Source organism: Kitasatospora sp. NPDC059648, from assembly GCF_042734825.1.
Taxonomy (GTDB): domain Bacteria; phylum Actinomycetota; class Actinomycetes; order Streptomycetales; family Streptomycetaceae; genus Kitasatospora.
In genome coordinates this window covers 68,865-84,033 of the sequence record NZ_JBHWDU010000018.1, presented here as the reverse complement: position 1 = coordinate 84,033, position 15,169 = coordinate 68,865, and the positions used below count along the sequence as shown (strand labels likewise).

17 protein-coding genes and 3 tRNA genes are annotated in these 15,169 nt (G+C 70.5%); 8 read left to right on the top strand and 12 right to left on the bottom strand.

Features of this window, described 5'->3' with window-relative positions; translation table 11 throughout:
* Nucleotides 1-214 precede the first annotated feature (214 nt).
* The 5 genes from ACFV1W_RS14230 to ACFV1W_RS14210 form a co-directional block, all read right to left on the bottom strand.
* Entirely contained in the window at nt 215-1,975 is a 1,761-nt protein-coding gene (locus ACFV1W_RS14230; protein ID WP_380416232.1) for a relaxase/mobilization nuclease domain-containing protein, read from the bottom strand.
* Nucleotides 1,972-2,544 (bottom strand): plasmid mobilization protein, encoded by a 573-nt coding sequence (locus tag ACFV1W_RS14225; RefSeq protein WP_380416229.1) that lies wholly within the window; start codon nt 2,542-2,544, stop codon nt 1,972-1,974. Before ACFV1W_RS14225 ends, ACFV1W_RS14230 begins: the two co-directional genes overlap by 4 nt.
* Nucleotides 2,545-2,993: 449 nt before the next feature.
* A complete protein-coding gene (locus ACFV1W_RS14220; RefSeq protein ID WP_380416227.1) occupies nt 2,994-3,929 on the bottom strand; it encodes a DUF2637 domain-containing protein in 936 nt (311 codons plus the stop codon).
* Between the two features lie 127 nt (nt 3,930-4,056).
* Nucleotides 4,057-4,686, bottom strand: a complete 630-nt coding sequence (locus ACFV1W_RS14215) for an ATP-binding protein (protein ID WP_380416300.1) — start codon at nt 4,684-4,686, stop codon at nt 4,057-4,059.
* Nucleotides 4,687-4,766: 80 nt separating this feature from the next.
* A complete protein-coding gene (locus tag ACFV1W_RS14210; protein WP_380416225.1) occupies nt 4,767-5,813 on the bottom strand; it encodes a hypothetical protein in 1,047 nt (348 codons plus the stop codon).
* A 621-nt stretch (nt 5,814-6,434) separates the two neighbouring features.
* Between ACFV1W_RS14210 and ACFV1W_RS14205 the strand changes: the two genes are divergently transcribed.
* From ACFV1W_RS14205 to ACFV1W_RS14185, 5 genes are all read left to right on the top strand, one after another.
* Nucleotides 6,435-7,067, top strand: a complete 633-nt coding sequence (locus ACFV1W_RS14205; RefSeq protein WP_037600953.1) for a helix-turn-helix domain-containing protein — start codon at nt 6,435-6,437, stop codon at nt 7,065-7,067.
* Nucleotides 7,068-7,725: 658 nt separating this feature from the next.
* A complete protein-coding gene (locus tag ACFV1W_RS14200; protein WP_380416298.1) occupies nt 7,726-7,914 on the top strand; it encodes a helix-turn-helix domain-containing protein in 189 nt (62 codons plus the stop codon).
* Nucleotides 7,914-9,122, top strand: coding sequence for a tyrosine-type recombinase/integrase (locus tag ACFV1W_RS14195; RefSeq protein WP_380416224.1), 1,209 nt, complete (start codon nt 7,914-7,916; stop codon nt 9,120-9,122). Before ACFV1W_RS14200 ends, ACFV1W_RS14195 begins: the two co-directional genes overlap by 1 nt.
* A gap of 145 nt (nt 9,123-9,267) precedes the next feature.
* Nucleotides 9,268-9,495 (top strand): hypothetical protein, encoded by a 228-nt coding sequence (locus ACFV1W_RS14190; RefSeq protein ID WP_380416223.1) that lies wholly within the window; start codon nt 9,268-9,270, stop codon nt 9,493-9,495.
* Nucleotides 9,496-9,662: 167 nt separating this feature from the next.
* Nucleotides 9,663-10,025: a hypothetical protein gene (locus ACFV1W_RS14185; RefSeq protein ID WP_380416221.1), complete on the top strand. Its 363-nt coding sequence runs from the start codon at nt 9,663-9,665 to the stop codon at nt 10,023-10,025.
* 105 nt (nt 10,026-10,130) lie between these two features.
* On the opposite strand, the gene ACFV1W_RS14180 is transcribed toward ACFV1W_RS14185, so the two are convergent.
* From ACFV1W_RS14180 to ACFV1W_RS14150, 7 genes are all read right to left on the bottom strand, one after another.
* On the bottom strand, nt 10,131-10,343 hold the full coding sequence (locus ACFV1W_RS14180) for a hypothetical protein (protein ID WP_380416218.1): 213 nt from the start codon (nt 10,341-10,343) through the stop codon (nt 10,131-10,133).
* 1,020 nt (nt 10,344-11,363) lie between these two features.
* On the bottom strand, nt 11,364-12,077 hold the full coding sequence (locus tag ACFV1W_RS14175) for an SMI1/KNR4 family protein (protein WP_380416215.1): 714 nt from the start codon (nt 12,075-12,077) through the stop codon (nt 11,364-11,366).
* Nucleotides 12,074-12,898 (bottom strand): hypothetical protein, encoded by an 825-nt coding sequence (locus tag ACFV1W_RS14170; RefSeq protein WP_380416212.1) that lies wholly within the window; start codon nt 12,896-12,898, stop codon nt 12,074-12,076. Before ACFV1W_RS14170 ends, ACFV1W_RS14175 begins: the two co-directional genes overlap by 4 nt.
* 236 nt (nt 12,899-13,134) lie before the next feature.
* Nucleotides 13,135-13,208, bottom strand: a tRNA-Phe gene (locus ACFV1W_RS14165).
* A 27-nt stretch (nt 13,209-13,235) separates the two neighbouring features.
* Nucleotides 13,236-13,309: transfer RNA gene (locus ACFV1W_RS14160), tRNA-Asp, on the bottom strand.
* A 55-nt stretch (nt 13,310-13,364) separates the two neighbouring features.
* Nucleotides 13,365-13,437: transfer RNA gene (locus ACFV1W_RS14155), tRNA-Glu, on the bottom strand.
* A 102-nt stretch (nt 13,438-13,539) separates the two neighbouring features.
* A complete protein-coding gene (locus ACFV1W_RS14150) occupies nt 13,540-13,881 on the bottom strand; it encodes a metallopeptidase family protein (protein ID WP_380416209.1) in 342 nt (113 codons plus the stop codon).
* A 70-nt stretch (nt 13,882-13,951) separates the two neighbouring features.
* Between ACFV1W_RS14150 and crcB (ACFV1W_RS14145) the strand changes: the two genes are divergently transcribed.
* The 3 genes from crcB (ACFV1W_RS14145) to crcB (ACFV1W_RS14135) are packed head-to-tail and all read left to right on the top strand — an operon-like array spanning nt 13,952 to nt 15,143.
* Nucleotides 13,952-14,419, top strand: coding sequence for a fluoride efflux transporter CrcB (crcB, locus tag ACFV1W_RS14145; RefSeq protein ID WP_380416206.1), 468 nt, complete (start codon nt 13,952-13,954; stop codon nt 14,417-14,419).
* Nucleotides 14,416-14,772, top strand: coding sequence for a DUF190 domain-containing protein (locus ACFV1W_RS14140; protein WP_380416203.1), 357 nt, complete (start codon nt 14,416-14,418; stop codon nt 14,770-14,772). Before crcB (ACFV1W_RS14145) ends, ACFV1W_RS14140 begins: the two co-directional genes overlap by 4 nt.
* Nucleotides 14,769-15,143, top strand: a complete 375-nt coding sequence (gene crcB / locus ACFV1W_RS14135; protein ID WP_380416201.1) for a fluoride efflux transporter CrcB — start codon at nt 14,769-14,771, stop codon at nt 15,141-15,143. Before ACFV1W_RS14140 ends, crcB (ACFV1W_RS14135) begins: the two co-directional genes overlap by 4 nt.
* Nucleotides 15,144-15,169: the final 26 nt, after the last annotated feature.

Below are 15,169 nucleotides of genomic sequence, written 5' to 3'. Positions count from 1 at the left end.
GCGCGAAGGACTTCGAATCGACACCGTCGCCTTGCTGCAGGGTAGTTGTGGCGCTCCGGCCGCCGGGTTTCCTCGGGAAGTCCCGGCGGTCTGGTTCGTTGGCTGGGTCCTGCCTTCGGCGGCGGCTGATGGGTGGCGTCCGTGCTGGGTGGGATTGGTGGGTGGGGGGCTGGTGGGCGGGTGCGGGGGCTCCGTACCCGCCCACCTAGGTTGGTCAGCGCGTCCGGCGCACCTGGTCGGGTGTGACCGGCGCCGGCGGTGTGATGACCGTGGTGGCGGGTGTGCCGGTGGTGCGGCTGGTCGTGCGGGCCCGGGCTGCCCTGGTGCGCAGTTCGTCGGGGGTTGCGGCCGGTGCGGGGGTGGGGAGGTTGGCGTCGCGGCGGATGCGCCAGGTGAGGACGGCGGCGGGTGAGTCGGCGGTGGCGAGTTCGCGGCGCCCGGCGGCGTTGGTGAGGAGGGTGGTCGGGTTGTGGCCGGCGGCTTCGGCCTGGGCGAGGGTGGCGGCGAGGGCTGCCCAGTTCTCCTCGGCGAGGAGCCGGGTGGCCTGGTCGGAGGGCAGGGTGCGGCGGACGGCGTCGGCCTGCCGGTCGTGGTCGGGCTTCGGGAGGAGTCGGCCTTCGAGGGTGAGGTGGGCGATCGGCTGGGCCGCGTGCCGGGTGTAGGCGGCGCGAAGGTGGTCCGCCGCCGTGCGGGCGGCGTCGGCCTGGTGCCGGTGGCCTTGGGCGGCGTGCCACTTGGCGATCACGACGGCGAGCAGGACGAGGCTGGTCAGGACCGTGGCGGCGGCCGTGCCGTCCTCGCCCCGGCCGGTGGCGGGTCCGGCGTGGAGGAGTTCTCGGGCGGTGGACCGCATCGCGCGCAGGTCGGCGCCGGCTGCGCGGGTGTGAGCGGTGCGGGTGTACTCCAGGGCTCGCGCGGCCTGGTGGAGTTCCTTCCTGCTGAGGGTCGGGCTGGTGGCGGCGAGCGTGTCGAGGACTTCGAGGCCGCCACGGATCACCGCCTCCGCGCGCGCGGCGTCCTGGTCGTTGTCGAAGGCCGGGTAGGCGCGTTCGATGGTGGTGCTGGCCTGGTGGCGGCCGTCAGCGGGCCAGGTGCGGGGGGCGGGCGTGGGGAAGGCGGGTTCGTCGACGCCGAGGGCGAAGCGTGCCTGGATCTTCGGCTGGGTGAGGTCGGAGGCGAGCTTGCTGCCGGAGAACCAGATCGGTCCGCTCTCGTCGCCGGTGGGGAGGGCGAACTTGTAGCCGGTCACGTCGCCGGAGGGCGCGCGGCGCACGGCGAGGAGCACGCCCTTCGCGGCGAGCCGGGCGGTGAACTCCTCCTCGTCGGCGGCTCCGGCGAGGGCCTGGCGTACGGCGGTTCGCAGGCGGTCGCGGTCGGTGCCCTCCCGGCCGAGGCGCTGGGCCTTGTGCAGCTCCTTGCCCTTGGCGCGCTTGGGGATCGCATCCCGGTACTCGCGGGTGCGGGTGTCGGAGAGGTCCTTGAGCTTGTACTCGCGTTCGATCTCTGTGAGTTCGTCCTCGACGCGGTACTGGTCACCGCGCAGGCGGGCCTGTGTGAGGTCGGCGCGCACGGTGGTGGCGAGGATGTGGATGTGGTCGTCGGCGTGGCGCACGGCGATCCAGCGGCAGCCGTTCGGGTCGCCGTCCGGTGCGATGCCGGCGGCAGCCACGATCCGGCGGGCGATGGTGCCCCACTCCTCGTCGCTGAGGATGCGGTCGGTCGGGTCGGCGCGCACCGGGCGGTGGTAGACGTGCTTGGTGACCGGCTTGCCGTAGCGGACGATGTGCAGGTCGAGCGCGTCGCGCAGTTGGACGAGGATGGCGCCGGGGTCGCCGGGGTCGCGGCCAGGGTTGGGGGTGAAGCCGTCCCAGGAGGCGACGATGTGCGGGTCGGTGTGTTCGTTGGCCTTGCCGGGGCCGAAGAGGTACTTGAGCGCGCCGAGTGTCTTGGACCCGCGCAGGGGCTTGCTGATCACCGGCGCTTCGCCTTCGCCAGGCGCATCGCCGACGCGTCGACCTCCGCGACGGCCGCGCGGACCTCGGCGACCAGGGCCAGGGCCCTGTCGAGGACGGCCCCCGCAGGACCCGGCTCTATGCCGACGCCGATGTTGAGCTGGTAGGCGATCTGGTTGGCGTTGTTGCCGACAGGTGCCAGCTGGCCGCGTGCCGCGTCGAGTGCCACGATGGCCCGCTCCAACTGCTCGTCGCGGGTAGCGATGCCGGCGTGGTCATCGGCCAGCGCTTTGCGCTCCAGGTAGTCGGCCACGTTCAGTTCGGCTGCGGCGGCCAGCTGTTTGATGCGCGTCTTCTGGTCTTCGGTGCAGCGGAAGCCGACCTTCTTCGTCAGGGGGTTCTCGGGGTCACGGCGGCGGCGCTTCGGGGCGCGCTGTGCGCGGCTGGCGGCGCTCGCGGAAGGGCTGGCGACGAGGGGCGTCAGCACGTCGGCGATGGGCTCGGGCGGCGTGTTGGTGGGCTTCTCCTTCTTCGCCGCGCCCTCGCGGTGAAGGTTCGGTGCTGCCGCCCTCGGCAGCTCCGGCTCGTCCACGCCCTCCTGGGCGGGGGCGTCCGCGTGCGTGGCCCCGTAGGGGCCTCGCACGCACTCGCTTGCTCCGCCAGGGGCAGGGAGGTGGTCAACTCCGTTGCGGTCCTGGGAGCTTACAGGCTTCCCGAGCAGGCTGTGCAGGGTTCGTCGGACGGCGTTCACGCGTGTCGTTCCTCGGTGGCGGCTAGCGATTCGGGCTGGTGGGTGTGTGGGTGGGCAGTGTCCGGGCGGTTGCCGGTTTGGCCATGCCGGAATTCGCAGGTATGGGCGACGTGTCAGGCGCGGCCTTCTCGGGACCGAACGCCACATGGGACTGGTGTCCGCGGTGCGAGTCGAGTCCGGCCGGGTGCAGTGACCCGGCGGCGGTGGCCTTCTGCCGAGTGCGGCGGTGGGTCGGCAGAAGTCGGTGTCCGGCTGACCGACCGGGCCGGCCAGCCGGACACCAGGGCTGGTCAGTCGGCCTCGGGGTGCGGAGGGTTCTGTTCGTCGGCTTGCTCCTCGCGGAGCTTTCGCATCAGCTCGGTGAGGCGGGTACTGCCGAGCGGAAGGCCGGCGTTGCGGACGGCCTGTTCGACGATCGCGCGGGTGAGACGGCCCTCGGCGGCGACCGCCGCGCGGCCCACCTCCAGCAGCCGTTCCATCGGCGCGCCCGGCGGACGCCCGATCGGCTTGTTCTCCGCCCCGGCGGCTTCGGCCTGGGGGCCCGGGTCATCGGCCGGTTGGTCGTCGGCTTCTGCCGGTTCGGGATCGGGCAGCGCGTCGCGCCACTCTGCGGGCAGAAGTCCGGCGGCGGACATGAGCGTCAGGAGCGCGTTCTCGTCGCTGCGGTCCTCCGCTCGTTCCGGCCGGAGCTCCGGTTCAGGGTTGGCGGTCACCGGGTCGGCAGAAGTCTCGGTGTGCGGAGGGGGGTTCTGCTCGGCGGGCACGGTCGCGGTGTCGTGGCCGTGGCGGGCGATGAGGATGTAGAGGTGGACGGCGCCGCCGAGGGCGAGCGGGGCGAGGGTGGACAGGGCGCCGACGACGGTGTCGGTGAGCCTCAGCCCGCTGCTGGTGGTGGGCAGTTGGTTGAGGCGCACGGCGTGCAGGGCGTTGGCCCAGACGCTGGTGGCGGTCGCTCCGGCGAAGAGCATCCAGGCGTAGGCGCGGGCGGGCCAGCGGGCGTCGCGCAGGACGAGCAGGGCTCGGACGCCGTAGGCGATGAAGCCGTCGATGATGATCGGGAACAGGTAGGTGAGCGGGCCGCGCACGTGGGTCGCGCCAGCCATCTGCCGCAGGGCGTCGTAGGACAGGACGAAACCGAGGACGCCGAGCAGGGCGACGGCGAGGCGGTCCCAGAGGGTGACCCGGGCGGACGGGGTGCGGGCAGGGGGTATCGCGATGGTGGTCAAGAGCGGTGCTCCAGGGGTGGCCTCGCCGCAGGCGGGCGTGGCAAAGCGGCGAGGCGATGGTGGGGTGAAGTTCGGGGAGGCCAGCGCACCGGCGCACCGGCCGGGGTGCGCTGGGCGCCGACGCCGGTCAGGCGGCGCGTAGCCTGCGGCGGTCAGTGCCGGTGAGAATGGCGCGTTCGCACATCTCGGCGAGGCGTGAGGCGGTGCGGTCGCCGAGGGCGTTCTTGATGTCGCCGGGCGCCAGGTTGGTGGTGAAGATCGTCGGGAGCAGGTGCTCGTAACGGTGATCGACCAGCCGCAACGTGAGCTCCTCGGTCCACTCGGACGCCTTGGCGGCGCCGAGGTCGTCGAGGACCAGCAGCGGGCTGGTCATCAGGTCGCGCATCTCCCGCTCGGTGTCGGTGCCCTGGCGGGGCCGCTGGGAGGCGTGCAGCTCGGTGGCGGTGAGCTTGGTCCAGCGCAGGCGCACACCGGCCTTGAGCAGGCTGCGGATCGCCCCGTACGCCTGGTGGGTCTTGCCCGAGCCGGTGGTGCCGGCGATCAGGAGCGAGGGCCCCTGGGCAATCCCCGGGGTGCCGCCGGGGCCGGGACGGCAGGCCAGGGTGACCTGCTGGACCCAGGTGGTGACCTCCGGGTGGTCGGCTTCGGCGAGGCGGTAGCGCGGCGGGATGCGGCGGTCGGCGAGCTCCAGCGCCGTCGAGGGCTGGTCGGTGTCGGGCAGCGGCCGGTCGGGGTCGATGCCCTTGGCGGCCAGCATCCGCTCCAGGCGCAGGACGGCGCCGGAGGCCGGCTGCGGCTCGCGACGCTCGTCCGTGCGGCGGGGGTTGGGCAGGCTGGTCACAGGTCCCCCTCGTAGTAGTCGCGGGCGTCGGCCGGGTTGGCGAAGGGGCGGTACGGGGACCGGGCGGCGCTCTGCCCGGCGCGGGATGCCCCGGTGGGCTGGGCGTTGATCGCCTCGTGGACCATGCTCGGCAGCACGCTCGGGCTCATCGGCTTCGCCGCGTACAGCCGCAGCCCGGCACGGATGTCGTCGTCGCTGGTACCGCCGTCGAGCATGTCCTTGATGACCTTGCCGAGGTGCCCCCGCACCTTGGCCGGGACCAACTTCGGGCAGCCGGCGACGTACTCGGCCACCAGGTCGCCCGCGTTCACCGACTGCTTGCCGGCGGGCGCGGCGACCAGGACCGGGCCGTCCCGGTCAGGTGCTGCCGACGAGGGTGCCGGGGTGGGCGCGGCGAAGCCGCCCCCTTTAGGGGTAGATCCATGGTCCAAGGTCCATGGTCCAGGCACGACGTTCTCCGGAGCCCTCCGGAGAGACTCCGGAGAAGCGGTCTGACCTGCACTTTCGCTCGGAGCTGCCGCAGCTGGCGCCGGCAGGGCTGCTGCGGGGGTGGACTCGGAGTCGGCCGAGAAGGGCCGCTGGGCGGGGAGGGTCTCCGCGAGGGGCGCGAGCGGTTCCGGAAGGCTCCGGAAGTTCTCCGGAGCCGGGCGCGCGCAGCCCTGGCCCTTGGCCTTGCACTTGCCGCACCAGCCCGCGGGCTCGTGGACGGGGCAGGAGGGCAGGCGCGAGGGAGTGGGGTGGGAGATCTTCTGGTGCTCGTGCCACTTGGCGATGTGCAGGTACTGGCGCCCGTCGCAGCCGGTGTACCGGCAGATCAGGCCGGTCTCGGCGAGCTGGCGAAGCTCGTCCTCGGTGTCGAGCGCCGTGTGCTCGGGCCGCAGCGACCACAGGGCGCCGTTGAGGACGGCCGCGTTGTCGCGCTGGCGCCCCTCGTCATCGGCCTGGGTGAGCAGGCAGACGAACGTGCGCTCGGCGGTCAGGGAGACCGAGGCGAGGTCCTCCGAGACGGGGTACTCGGGCTTGATGGTGCGGATGCGCGCCATGGCCTACCACCCCGCCTTCGGGGAGGAGGCGTGCGAGACAAGGCGTGCGCTGGCGGCACGCGGCGTCGTACGCTTGGGCACGGAGATTCCTTCCCCGGTGACATTTCGGACGGCAATCCGGTCACCGCGGTCGATCGTCGTGGATGGGCGGTTAGGGGATCCGTGGAGGCCCTCGGTGTTGGTAGCACCGAGGGCCTCGGTGTAGGTGGGCGGCCCCTTCGATGGAGCCGGTAGGTATGGTCAACTGCCAGCCGTGCAGAGGGCGTTGAAGCGACCGTCCGCTTGGCGGCGCGAGCTCGACACTATGTCGAGCCCCCTCGAAGATCCAACGCGAAGTGGCCCCATCCGCTCACGGCAGACAGGGCGGTCCGCCCGGTGTCGCGAGGCTGCTCGACACGATCTCCCGGCAGCGCTTGGGCGCGAGCTCGCTCGGCCTACGCGCCGGCGCGACGGAAGGCGCCACCGCGCGAAGGTCTGGGGAGCTCGGCTTCGGCTTGCAACACAGCAGGCCGGTCTTCCTGTGTACTCATGGGCTCACCTCGTCCGGCAGGTCGGGAAATCGGTGCCCCAATCCCTACCACGGACTTGCGGCGACACACAATCGGAGATAATTTTGCATCCATGACACAGACCGACTGGCCGTCCAAGGTGACAGCCCGCGTTGCCGATGCTCTTCGGGCTCGGCGCAAGGAGCTCGGCCTGAGCGCCCAGGACGTCACCGACGCTTGCGCCGCGCTCGGGTACCCGATCCCGCGCACCGTGATCGCCAACCTCGAGAGCGGCCGGCGGGCGAGTGTCGATGTTGCCGAGCTCCTCGTCCTTGCGGAGGTCCTCGGAGTGCCCCCGATCACCATGCTCTTCCCCCTCGGCACCGCGCCCACCATCGAGGTGCTGCCGGGGCGGGAAGTGTCGATGTGGGACGCGGTGGCCTGGGTGACTGGTGAGTCGCGGGAGGAGGCGATGAAGGCGCCCACGCAGACCGTGCTCAACATGTTCCGCGAACACGGCATCCTCGTCTCGGTCGCGATGCTCAGCCGCGAGCTGGGCGAGGAGAAGCGCCGCGAGGCGGCCCTGGCCAGAGATCCCGAGCACCGGGCGAAGTTCCTCGACATGGTCGCCGAGCTCGACAGGATTCACGCGCGAGACATCCAGTCGCTCCGCAACTGGCGTGCTCGCATGCGCGAACTGGAGGTCGTGCCCCCCGCGCTGCCTGATGAATTCGCCTACCTGGAGTCCTCGGAGACCGCCCAGTAACCAGCCCGTTCCGGGCCGACCGCCCGAGCGCCCCTCGGCCGTTGCCGTGCCATTTGGTGCGGCCGGAATCCAGAGCTACTGTCACACCCCACTGCGGCTACCAACCGCGTGAAACGCCCATCCACGACGATCAACCACGGTGCTGGGTTGCCGCCCACCAACCACCGGGGAAGGAACCGCGTGCTGTCCACGCGTCGCCATGCCGTCGGCCAGACTGCCACTGGCCCCGCGCGGGCCGAGGTCATTCTCGGCCGCCTCGCCGTACCTGCCATGCCCGCCGCAAGCGCGGCCCACAGACCGATCTGACGGTCCATCCACGCTGTCGCCGGTGACCACGTCCCGGTGCCGCCTGCGGGCCGACAGCTTCTTCCCAGTCACCCGCCGCCCCGCACCGAGGCCGGTCGGGACTTCTCTTCTGTTCCCGGCAGAGGCGTCCAGTCGCCAAACCTTCGCCCCTGCCGGGCCAGATCCCTCCGCACCTGGGCGCTCGCGCGCCCGCCAACTGAAGGGTCCTGTCCCTAGCATGGCACTCTCGATCGTTGCTACGCCGAAGGTCCCGGCGCCGCCGTCGCTCACCTCCGCCGAAGCCGCCGGCTCGCTCGGCGGTCCGGTCCTCGTCTCCGCACCTGTCGCCGCTCCGGCCGGGGCGGCCGACCCTATGGCCCCTCACGAGCAGCTCCTGCTCACCATCCCGGACGTCATGGCCCAGCTCCAGCTCGGCCGCTCCACCGTCTACGACCTCATCCGCACCCGCCGCCTTCCCTCGGTCACCATCGGCCGCTCCCGCCGCGTCCCGGCCGCCGCCGTCCGTATGTTCGTCGCCGAGCTCGCGGAGGTGGCGGCCTGATGGCCAAGCGCAACCCCAACGGCGCGGGCAGCATCACCCTGCGCAAGGACGGCCGCTACCACGGCCGTGCGTACGTGATCACCACCTCCGGCCTCCGCAAGCGGGTCTCCATCTACGGCAAGACCTGGGACGAGGTCCACAACGCCCTCGTCGAGCTGCAGGCCGACGCCATCAACGGCATTCCGCTGCCCGACACCGACTCCAACGTCGGTCAGTACCTCAACTACTGGCTTGCCGAGGAGGTCCTGCCCAACCGTCGGCCCAAGACCTACCAGGGCTACGAGAGCGTGGTCCGCGTCCATCTCATACCCGGCCTCGGTACCAAGCGGCTGCGCGACCTGCGGGCCCAGGAGGTCCGGGTCTGGCTGAACCGGGTGCGCGCCGAGTGCCAGTGCTGCAAGGGCGGCTGGGACGCGCAGCGGCCCAAGCCGATCTGCTGTGCCGCAGGCGAGTGCTGCAAGCGGCTGCTGTCCGCGCGGATGATTCAGTCCGTGCACGCCGTGCTCCGCAACGCCCTGGAGCACGCCGTCCGAGAGGAGCTGATCCACAAGAACGTGGCCAAGCTCGTGAAGGTCCCCGCGCCCGACTACCGGATCGGCAAGGGCCTGACCACCACTCAGGCCAAGCTCGTGCTCAAGGAGCTGAGCGGCCACCGCCTGCACACCCTCTACGTGCTCGCGCTGATGCTCGGCATGCGCCGGGGCGAGCTGCTCGGCCTTCGCTGGAGCTCCATCGACCTGGAGCGCGGCACCCTCACGGTGAGCACCAACCTCCAGCGCGTCGACGGTGAGCTGCGGCTCGTCCTGCCCAAGACGCTGTCCTCCGAGCGCACCCTGCCGCTGCCCGCGCCGGTCCTCGCCGCCCTGGTGGACCACCGGGAGCGTCAGGCTGTCGAGCGGGCCGCCGCCGGAATGGACTGGCAGGAGAACGACCTCGTCTTCCCCTCCCGGATCGGCACCCCGTACGAGCCGGACAACCTGCGCCGCAGCTGGCACGCGGTCCGCGGGCGCCTCGGCCTGGACGACCTCCGCTTCCACGACCTCCGGCACACCTGCATCACCCTGCTGCTAGACCTCGGCGTGCCCCCGCACATCGTCCGGGAGATCGCCGGCCACAGCGACGTCGGCGTGACCATGAAGGTCTACGCGCACGCCTCCCTCGCCGAGCGCCTCAAGGCCCTGAGCCGCCTCGGGGAGGCGCTCTCGTAGGCGCTTGCTCTGGCTCCTCGTCATCTGTCTGGCGCCAGGCTTTTGACGCCCCGCCACACGGTGGGATCATCGCCATTGGCGCGCTCCGAGGCGTGGAGCGGGCGGCCGCCGGCCCGGGGCGGGACGGCACTCTTTCGGAGGCACCATGGATCACACAGACGTACAGCGGCTGCTCACCGAGCAGCAGCCCGACCCGGCCGCACCCTGTCCCCACTGCGGCAAGCCGGTGCGCGAGGACAAGAACGTCTTCGTAGAGCACGGGGTCCCCCGGCTCATCGCCCACTGCGGTGGAAGCGCGTTCGACAATACCGGCGACGGCTGCTTCGAGAAGGTCGCCTGGAGCCCCGACAAGGGTGCGTGGGAGCCCTACTGAGCCTCCCTCACCTGCGTGGGCCCCGTTCGTCCGAGCGGGGCCCACGCAGGTGAGGGCGCCCGCCGTTCCGGGCTGTCGACCGGCTGGGTGGACGGACCAGCCGCCAGCGCTGCGTCGAGGGGAATGCGGTCCTTCAGGGCCCATCCGGGCGGGTGTAGAACACTGGTATGCCCCGATACGAGCAGCCCCAGTATGAGCGGATGACCCCCGCCGAGATCCACGACTACATCCACACCGACCACGGCGACCAGTACCCAGACTTCCCCGACCCGCACGGCTGGACCGACGCGATCGCCACGGTGTCCACAGCCGCCGAGGCCCGCCACCGCGCCGTGCGGGACGACGACTCCTGGGTCTTCGCCAAGGTGTCCGAGGACGTCTTCGGCGTCGTGGAGTTCCTGCGCGACCGAGACCTGCAGATGGAGTGGACTGCGGTTCAGTTCGCCCGGATCGGCGTCGGCGATGCCGACGGCGACACCGCTCTCGCCGACGTCGTCGCCGACTACCTCCGGTGGCGCGACGAGGGCTGAGCCAAGCCCTCCAGGCTCGGGGACACCTCGTCGGCGCTACCCGAGCCTGGACCGGAAGGGAAGTGAATGATCATTATCCTTCCCTTTCTCCCGCCTCTTTGGGGCTCAGCCGATCAGCTTGTGCAGCGCCGGGACGCTGACCCCGGAGGCGGCCAGCCCGGCCAGCACCGCGCTGGCTGCGGGCCCGCCGCCGAGGAAGGTCAGGCCGCCGGCGACCAGGCCGATGAAGGCGGCCGCCAAGAGGACGAGGGTGGTGCGCACCGTCAGGAGCGGGGGAGGGCCGGGCTGGTGCTGCGGAGTCGGGGCTGAGGAACTCATGTGCTTCTCCAATTGGTTGTCGGTGATGTGCTGTCGACGGGCGGTCTGCCGGATGCGTGCTGGGGGGCGTCCCGAGACGGTCGGGACATCCCCCAGCACGCACCTAGCAACCTGCCGCGCGGCGAGCTCAAGGCCCAGAACGCCTATACCAGGACAATCTGGACTGAAAAATGGTAAAAAAATACGCCCCCGAAGCAATCTGCTCCATGGCGCGACCGGAATTGGCGAGGCCGTTTTCAGTGGCTCCCCCCGAAATTCTGCATCACTGCCGCCAAATGCCTCCGATCAACAGCCGGCGGCGAACTATCCTGCATCACTCCTGCCAGGCAGGGCTGGGCAGGTAAGCCCAGCAGCACGGGGCTGGATGCGTACTTCCTGATGGCGCTGGCCGAGGGAGTGGGTGTGGTGAGGCCAAAGTTGTCGACCGCCATACGCTTGCACTTGCGATGGTTGCACACATGTCCTCCTGCTGGTTTGGGTTGTTTTTGGGCATGCAAGAAGGCCGAACTGGAAAATTTGAATAAAAATCCACCGAGGCCCCCTGATGGATTCCGGAAATCATGGGGCGCCCGGCCCTGTTGGGGCCTGGCTGGTGTCTCGGTGGTGCGCGTGGTGCTGGAAGTGCTTGTGAGTAGGGACGGGTGTCCCTCTCGGTGTTGCGAGAACTCTACTCAGAACGAGCGTCCCGTCAAGTCCTCGTCTTGGTAGTAGAACTGACGATCCATCGCCTGACGCATGTTAAGCATCGTGGACCATCCCAGTGCTTGTCAAAGGGCCAGGCTGGGCGGCTGGAGCGTAATTGGCTGGCAGTACTTGCACCCTGCTGAGGGGCTTCCGGTAGCCGTGGAGGACGGAGGGGCAGCTCTCGATGGTGAAGGGATCCGCGCCGGGTACTCCTTGCGGAGCATGCTCCAGGGTGAGCCGCGTCCGGCGCTTGGAGGAGGCTGGTGGGGAGTTCCGGGCGCGCGGCGCCCAGCGCGCTGCACCGTGTCGGGCGTCGGTCTCGCCTGTGATTGGTGCTCACTGACCGTGAGCTCGACTGGTTGCCTTGGCCAACCAGTCCAGGTACCACCCGCTGAAGCTGACGCGGTGGTTGGTGGCGGAGAGCGGCTGGAAGGGCCCGTCGCATGCCCGGAGGTCCTTCCAGAGAGTGCCGCGCTCTGGCCCGGTCATGACGAGCCACGTGTAGTAGCCGCACCCCTCGTGGCTGAGGCATATTGCCCCGGCGGTCATCTCGTCGTTGAGTTTCTCCCACTCGTCGTCCCAGACGCGGTACGCCGCGAGATACGACTGCTCGTCGGAGAAGCTGTCCATGGCGGGCTCGCGAGCGTCCAGTTCCTCTGCCCAGCGAGCCCGCTCCTCCACGGAAGGGAACGGCTTCCCGAGGAGCGCGTTGTGGCTGCGGACCCTGCGGTCCTCCAACCAGTGCCACCCCTGCTCGTCTCGCCGCAGTGGGAAGACTCCGTAGTGGGGACCGGCTCCGCCCGCGCCCACCTCAAGGAGGAAGGCGCGGTAGTCGGGCGGAAGGATGACGCCGAGCTCCTCCTCGGCTTCCGTTAGCTCGGCTTCACTGAGCGGTGGCTCCAGCAGGAAGTCATGCCCGAAACCCTGAAAGCGAGCCCCGAAGACCTTCTCCGCGAACGGGGCGTCCCGCAGGGCCGCTACCCGCTCACGAACCCCCGACCAGTCCACTGCTGAACCGGTGGCCATCAGCTCCCGCGCATCGTTCGTCATGCTCTCTCTTCCTCGCGATCCTTTGCCGAGCCAGGTCCGCCTTGCCGAACTCCGGTACAGGCCACCAGCGAACCGCCGTCAGCGGCGAGGAAGACCACGAAGTGCCACGAGCCGTCCGGACTGTCGACGGACCCTAGCCGTACCGGCCGGCCACCGTAGTGGCTCAGGGCCGCCACGCTTTCCGGCAGTCCAATGGTCTTGATGTCCTTGGCCTGCGTGAGTTCGAGTCGGACGGCGTAGGTGCCGGCCAGCGCGTCGGCGGGCACCGCCCCATCTCCGATCCGGCAAGCGCCGCCTGCGAGCACCGCCTCCCGTGTCGCCCTACAGGCCGGAGTCTGATCCGAAAGGACGCGGAGCAGGGCTTCGGACGGGGGGCCGGTATCCAGCGGATCAAGATCCAGGTCATCCTCCCAGACCCCTGACAGCCCGGTTGCTGTGACGACCAGGTCATCAGCCAGGGCGAGAATCCGAACGCTTCCCGCCGGGAATGTCGCCTGGAAGCCCACTCGGCTGTCGATGGACCGCTGTCGTATGTGCTGGACGGAGACGACCTTGCTGCCTGCGAACGGTGCCAGAGGGAACTCGTCCAGTGCGTCGCCGACCGCGACACGCCCGAGCACGTCCATGTCGTAGGGATTGTGAGGTTCATCGATCCGAAGATCAAGGACGTGGTCCAGCGTGTGAAACCGGACCGGGCCGAGGTCCTCCATGTGCAGCCACATGTGCAACAGCTCGGGCTCGCCGCCGCCGTCGCGGGCGTGGAACCACGAGCACGTCACGCCTTGCACTTGCCGACCGACGAGGTCCTCCGGAGTCACCACCGGGCGATCGTGTCAGCCTCGGCTGGAGGGGATCAACGGGATTCTGCGGGCGCCGGCCATCCCTGCGGGGCAGCATCCTGTGATCGACGTCACGTGCTCCCATCGCCGGGAACAGCCATCGTGGCTGCCCAGAGGCAGGGCCATTCGGAGCCGTTGGCGTCAGCGTTGGCGTCAACCGGCACGAAAATGCCCCCGAAGCGAGCTGCTTCGAGGGCATCGTGCCTGGTCAGGCGATGTGGCCAGGGCCGGGGTCGAACCGGCGACCTTCCGCTTTTCAGGCGGACGCTCGTACCAACTGAGCTACCTGGCCGTACTGCACCGTCTCCTGCGAGACGAGCGATCCCGACGGGACTTGAACCCGCGACCTCCACCTTGACAGGGTGGCGAGCTAACCAACTGCTCCACGGGACCTGGTAGTGGCGAACCACTAAGGTCTTGCGGCAATGCACTTTACTACGGTACTGCGTGCCCCCAACGGGATTCGAACCCGTGCTACCGCCTTGAAAGGGCGGCGTCCTGGGCCACTAGACGATGAGGGCTTGCGGCCCGTCCGGCTGTTTCCAGCGTTCCGGGGACGTCGAGAAGCATATGGGATGCGGGGCGGATCGCCAAAACGGGTTTGGGCCGGGTGGGGGCGGGGGTCAGGACCAGCCGAGTTCGTCGAGCTCGTGGTCGTCGAAGCCGAAGTGGTGGGCGACCTCGTGGATGACGGTGGTGCGGACCTCCTCGACGACCTGCTCGTGGGACTCGCAGTGCCGCAGGGTGGGGCCGCGGTAGATCAGGATCCGGTCGGGCAGGACGCCCGCGTACCACTCGCCGCGCTCGGTGAGCGGGGTGCCCTCGTAGAGGCCGAGGAGTTCGGGGTCGCTCGGATCGGGTTCGTCCTCGACGAAGACGGCGACGTTGTCCATCATGGCCGCGAGCTGCGGGGGGATCTGGTCCAGGGCGTCGCTGACCAGCGTCTCGAACTCTTCCCGGGTCATTTCCACCGGATCATTGTCGGGTCTGGGATGACGGTGTGCCAGGCAGCGGACAGCGGTGTTTGATGGGTCCGTGACGACCTCGGAGGACGCGGTGGAGAGGACGGCGGCGCCGGTGCGCGAACGGCCGTCGGTGCTGCGCGGACAGGGTCCGGCCGTGGCGGTGGTCGCGGTGGGCGGGGCGATCGGCGCGGTGGCGCGGTACGCGGCCGGGCTGGGCTGGGGGACCGGGCCGTCGGCCTTCCCGTGGACGACGCTGCTGATCAACGTGGTCGGCTGCGCGGTGATCGGGGTGTTCCTGGTGGCGATCACCGAGGGGCGCCCGGCGCATCCGCTGCTGCGGCCGTTCTTCGGCACCGGGGTGCTGGGCGGGTTCACCACCTTCTCGACGTACGCGGTGGACCTCCGGCGGCTGCTGGAGGCCGGGCGGCTCGGGCCCGGGCTGGCCTACCTGGGGCTGACCCTGGCGGGCGCGCTCGGCGCGGTGTGGGCGGCGGCGGCGCTGACCCGGCGCGCGATCCACCGCGGCGGTGCCCGGTGAGCCGGCTGAGCGGGCCGGCGCTGCGGCTGACCGTGCTGGTGGGCGAGAGCGACACCTGGCACCACCGCCCGCTGTACAGCGAGATCGTGCACCGGGCGCGGGCGGCCGGGCTGGCCGGGGCGAGCGTGTTCCGGGGGATCGAGGGGTTCGGCGCCTCCTCGCTGGTGCACACGGCGCGGCTGCTGTCGCTGAGCGAGGACCTGCCGGTGGCGGTGGTGGTCGTGGACGAGGAGGACCGGGTTCGGGCGTTCCTGCCGCAGCTGGAGGAACTGGTCGCGGAGGGCCTGGTGCTGCTGGACCACTGCGACGTCGTCCGCTACCGGGGCCGCGGCGCGGGCGGGGGAGCGGAGTGAACTGGCTGCTGGTGGTGGCGGGCGCGGTGGTCGGCGCTCCGCTGCGGTACCTGACCGACCGGGCGGTGCAGTCCCGGCACGACTCGGTGTTCCCGTGGGGCACCTTCACGGTGAACGTGTCCGGCTGCCTGGTGCTCGGCCTGCTGGCCGGGGCGGTGACGGCCGGCGCGGCCTCCTCGCCCGTCCAACTGCTGGTCGGCACGGGCTTCTGCGGGGCGCTGACCACCTACTCGACCTTCTCGTACGAGACGCTGCGGCTGGCCGAGTCCGGCGCCGGGCGGTACGCGCTGGCGAACGTGGCCGGGAGCCTGGTGGCCGGGCTGACGGCGGTGTACGCGGGGGCGGAGCTGGCCTCGGCGATCTGGGGCTGAGGCACCGGACGGGCGTGGAGGTCGCG

Coding starts and splice junctions, on each gene's coding strand:
- ACFV1W_RS14215 (WP_380416300.1), bottom strand. CDS start 4,686: ATGCTGGCCGCCAAGGGCATCGACCCCGACCGGCCGCTGCCCGACACC.
- ACFV1W_RS14210 (WP_380416225.1), bottom strand. CDS start 5,813: ATGGCGCGCATCCGCACCATCAAGCCCGAGTACCCCGTCTCGGAGGAC.
- ACFV1W_RS14205 (WP_037600953.1), top strand. CDS start 6,435: ATGACACAGACCGACTGGCCGTCCAAGGTGACAGCCCGCGTTGCCGAT.
- ACFV1W_RS14200 (WP_380416298.1), top strand. CDS start 7,726: ATGGCCCCTCACGAGCAGCTCCTGCTCACCATCCCGGACGTCATGGCC.
- ACFV1W_RS14195 (WP_380416224.1), top strand. CDS start 7,914: ATGGCCAAGCGCAACCCCAACGGCGCGGGCAGCATCACCCTGCGCAAG.
- ACFV1W_RS14190 (WP_380416223.1), top strand. CDS start 9,268: ATGGATCACACAGACGTACAGCGGCTGCTCACCGAGCAGCAGCCCGAC.
- ACFV1W_RS14185 (WP_380416221.1), top strand. CDS start 9,663: ATGCCCCGATACGAGCAGCCCCAGTATGAGCGGATGACCCCCGCCGAG.
- ACFV1W_RS14180 (WP_380416218.1), bottom strand. CDS start 10,343: ATGAGTTCCTCAGCCCCGACTCCGCAGCACCAGCCCGGCCCTCCCCCG.
- ACFV1W_RS14175 (WP_380416215.1), bottom strand. CDS start 12,077: ATGACGAACGATGCGCGGGAGCTGATGGCCACCGGTTCAGCAGTGGAC.
- ACFV1W_RS14150 (WP_380416209.1), bottom strand. CDS start 13,881: ATGACCCGGGAAGAGTTCGAGACGCTGGTCAGCGACGCCCTGGACCAG.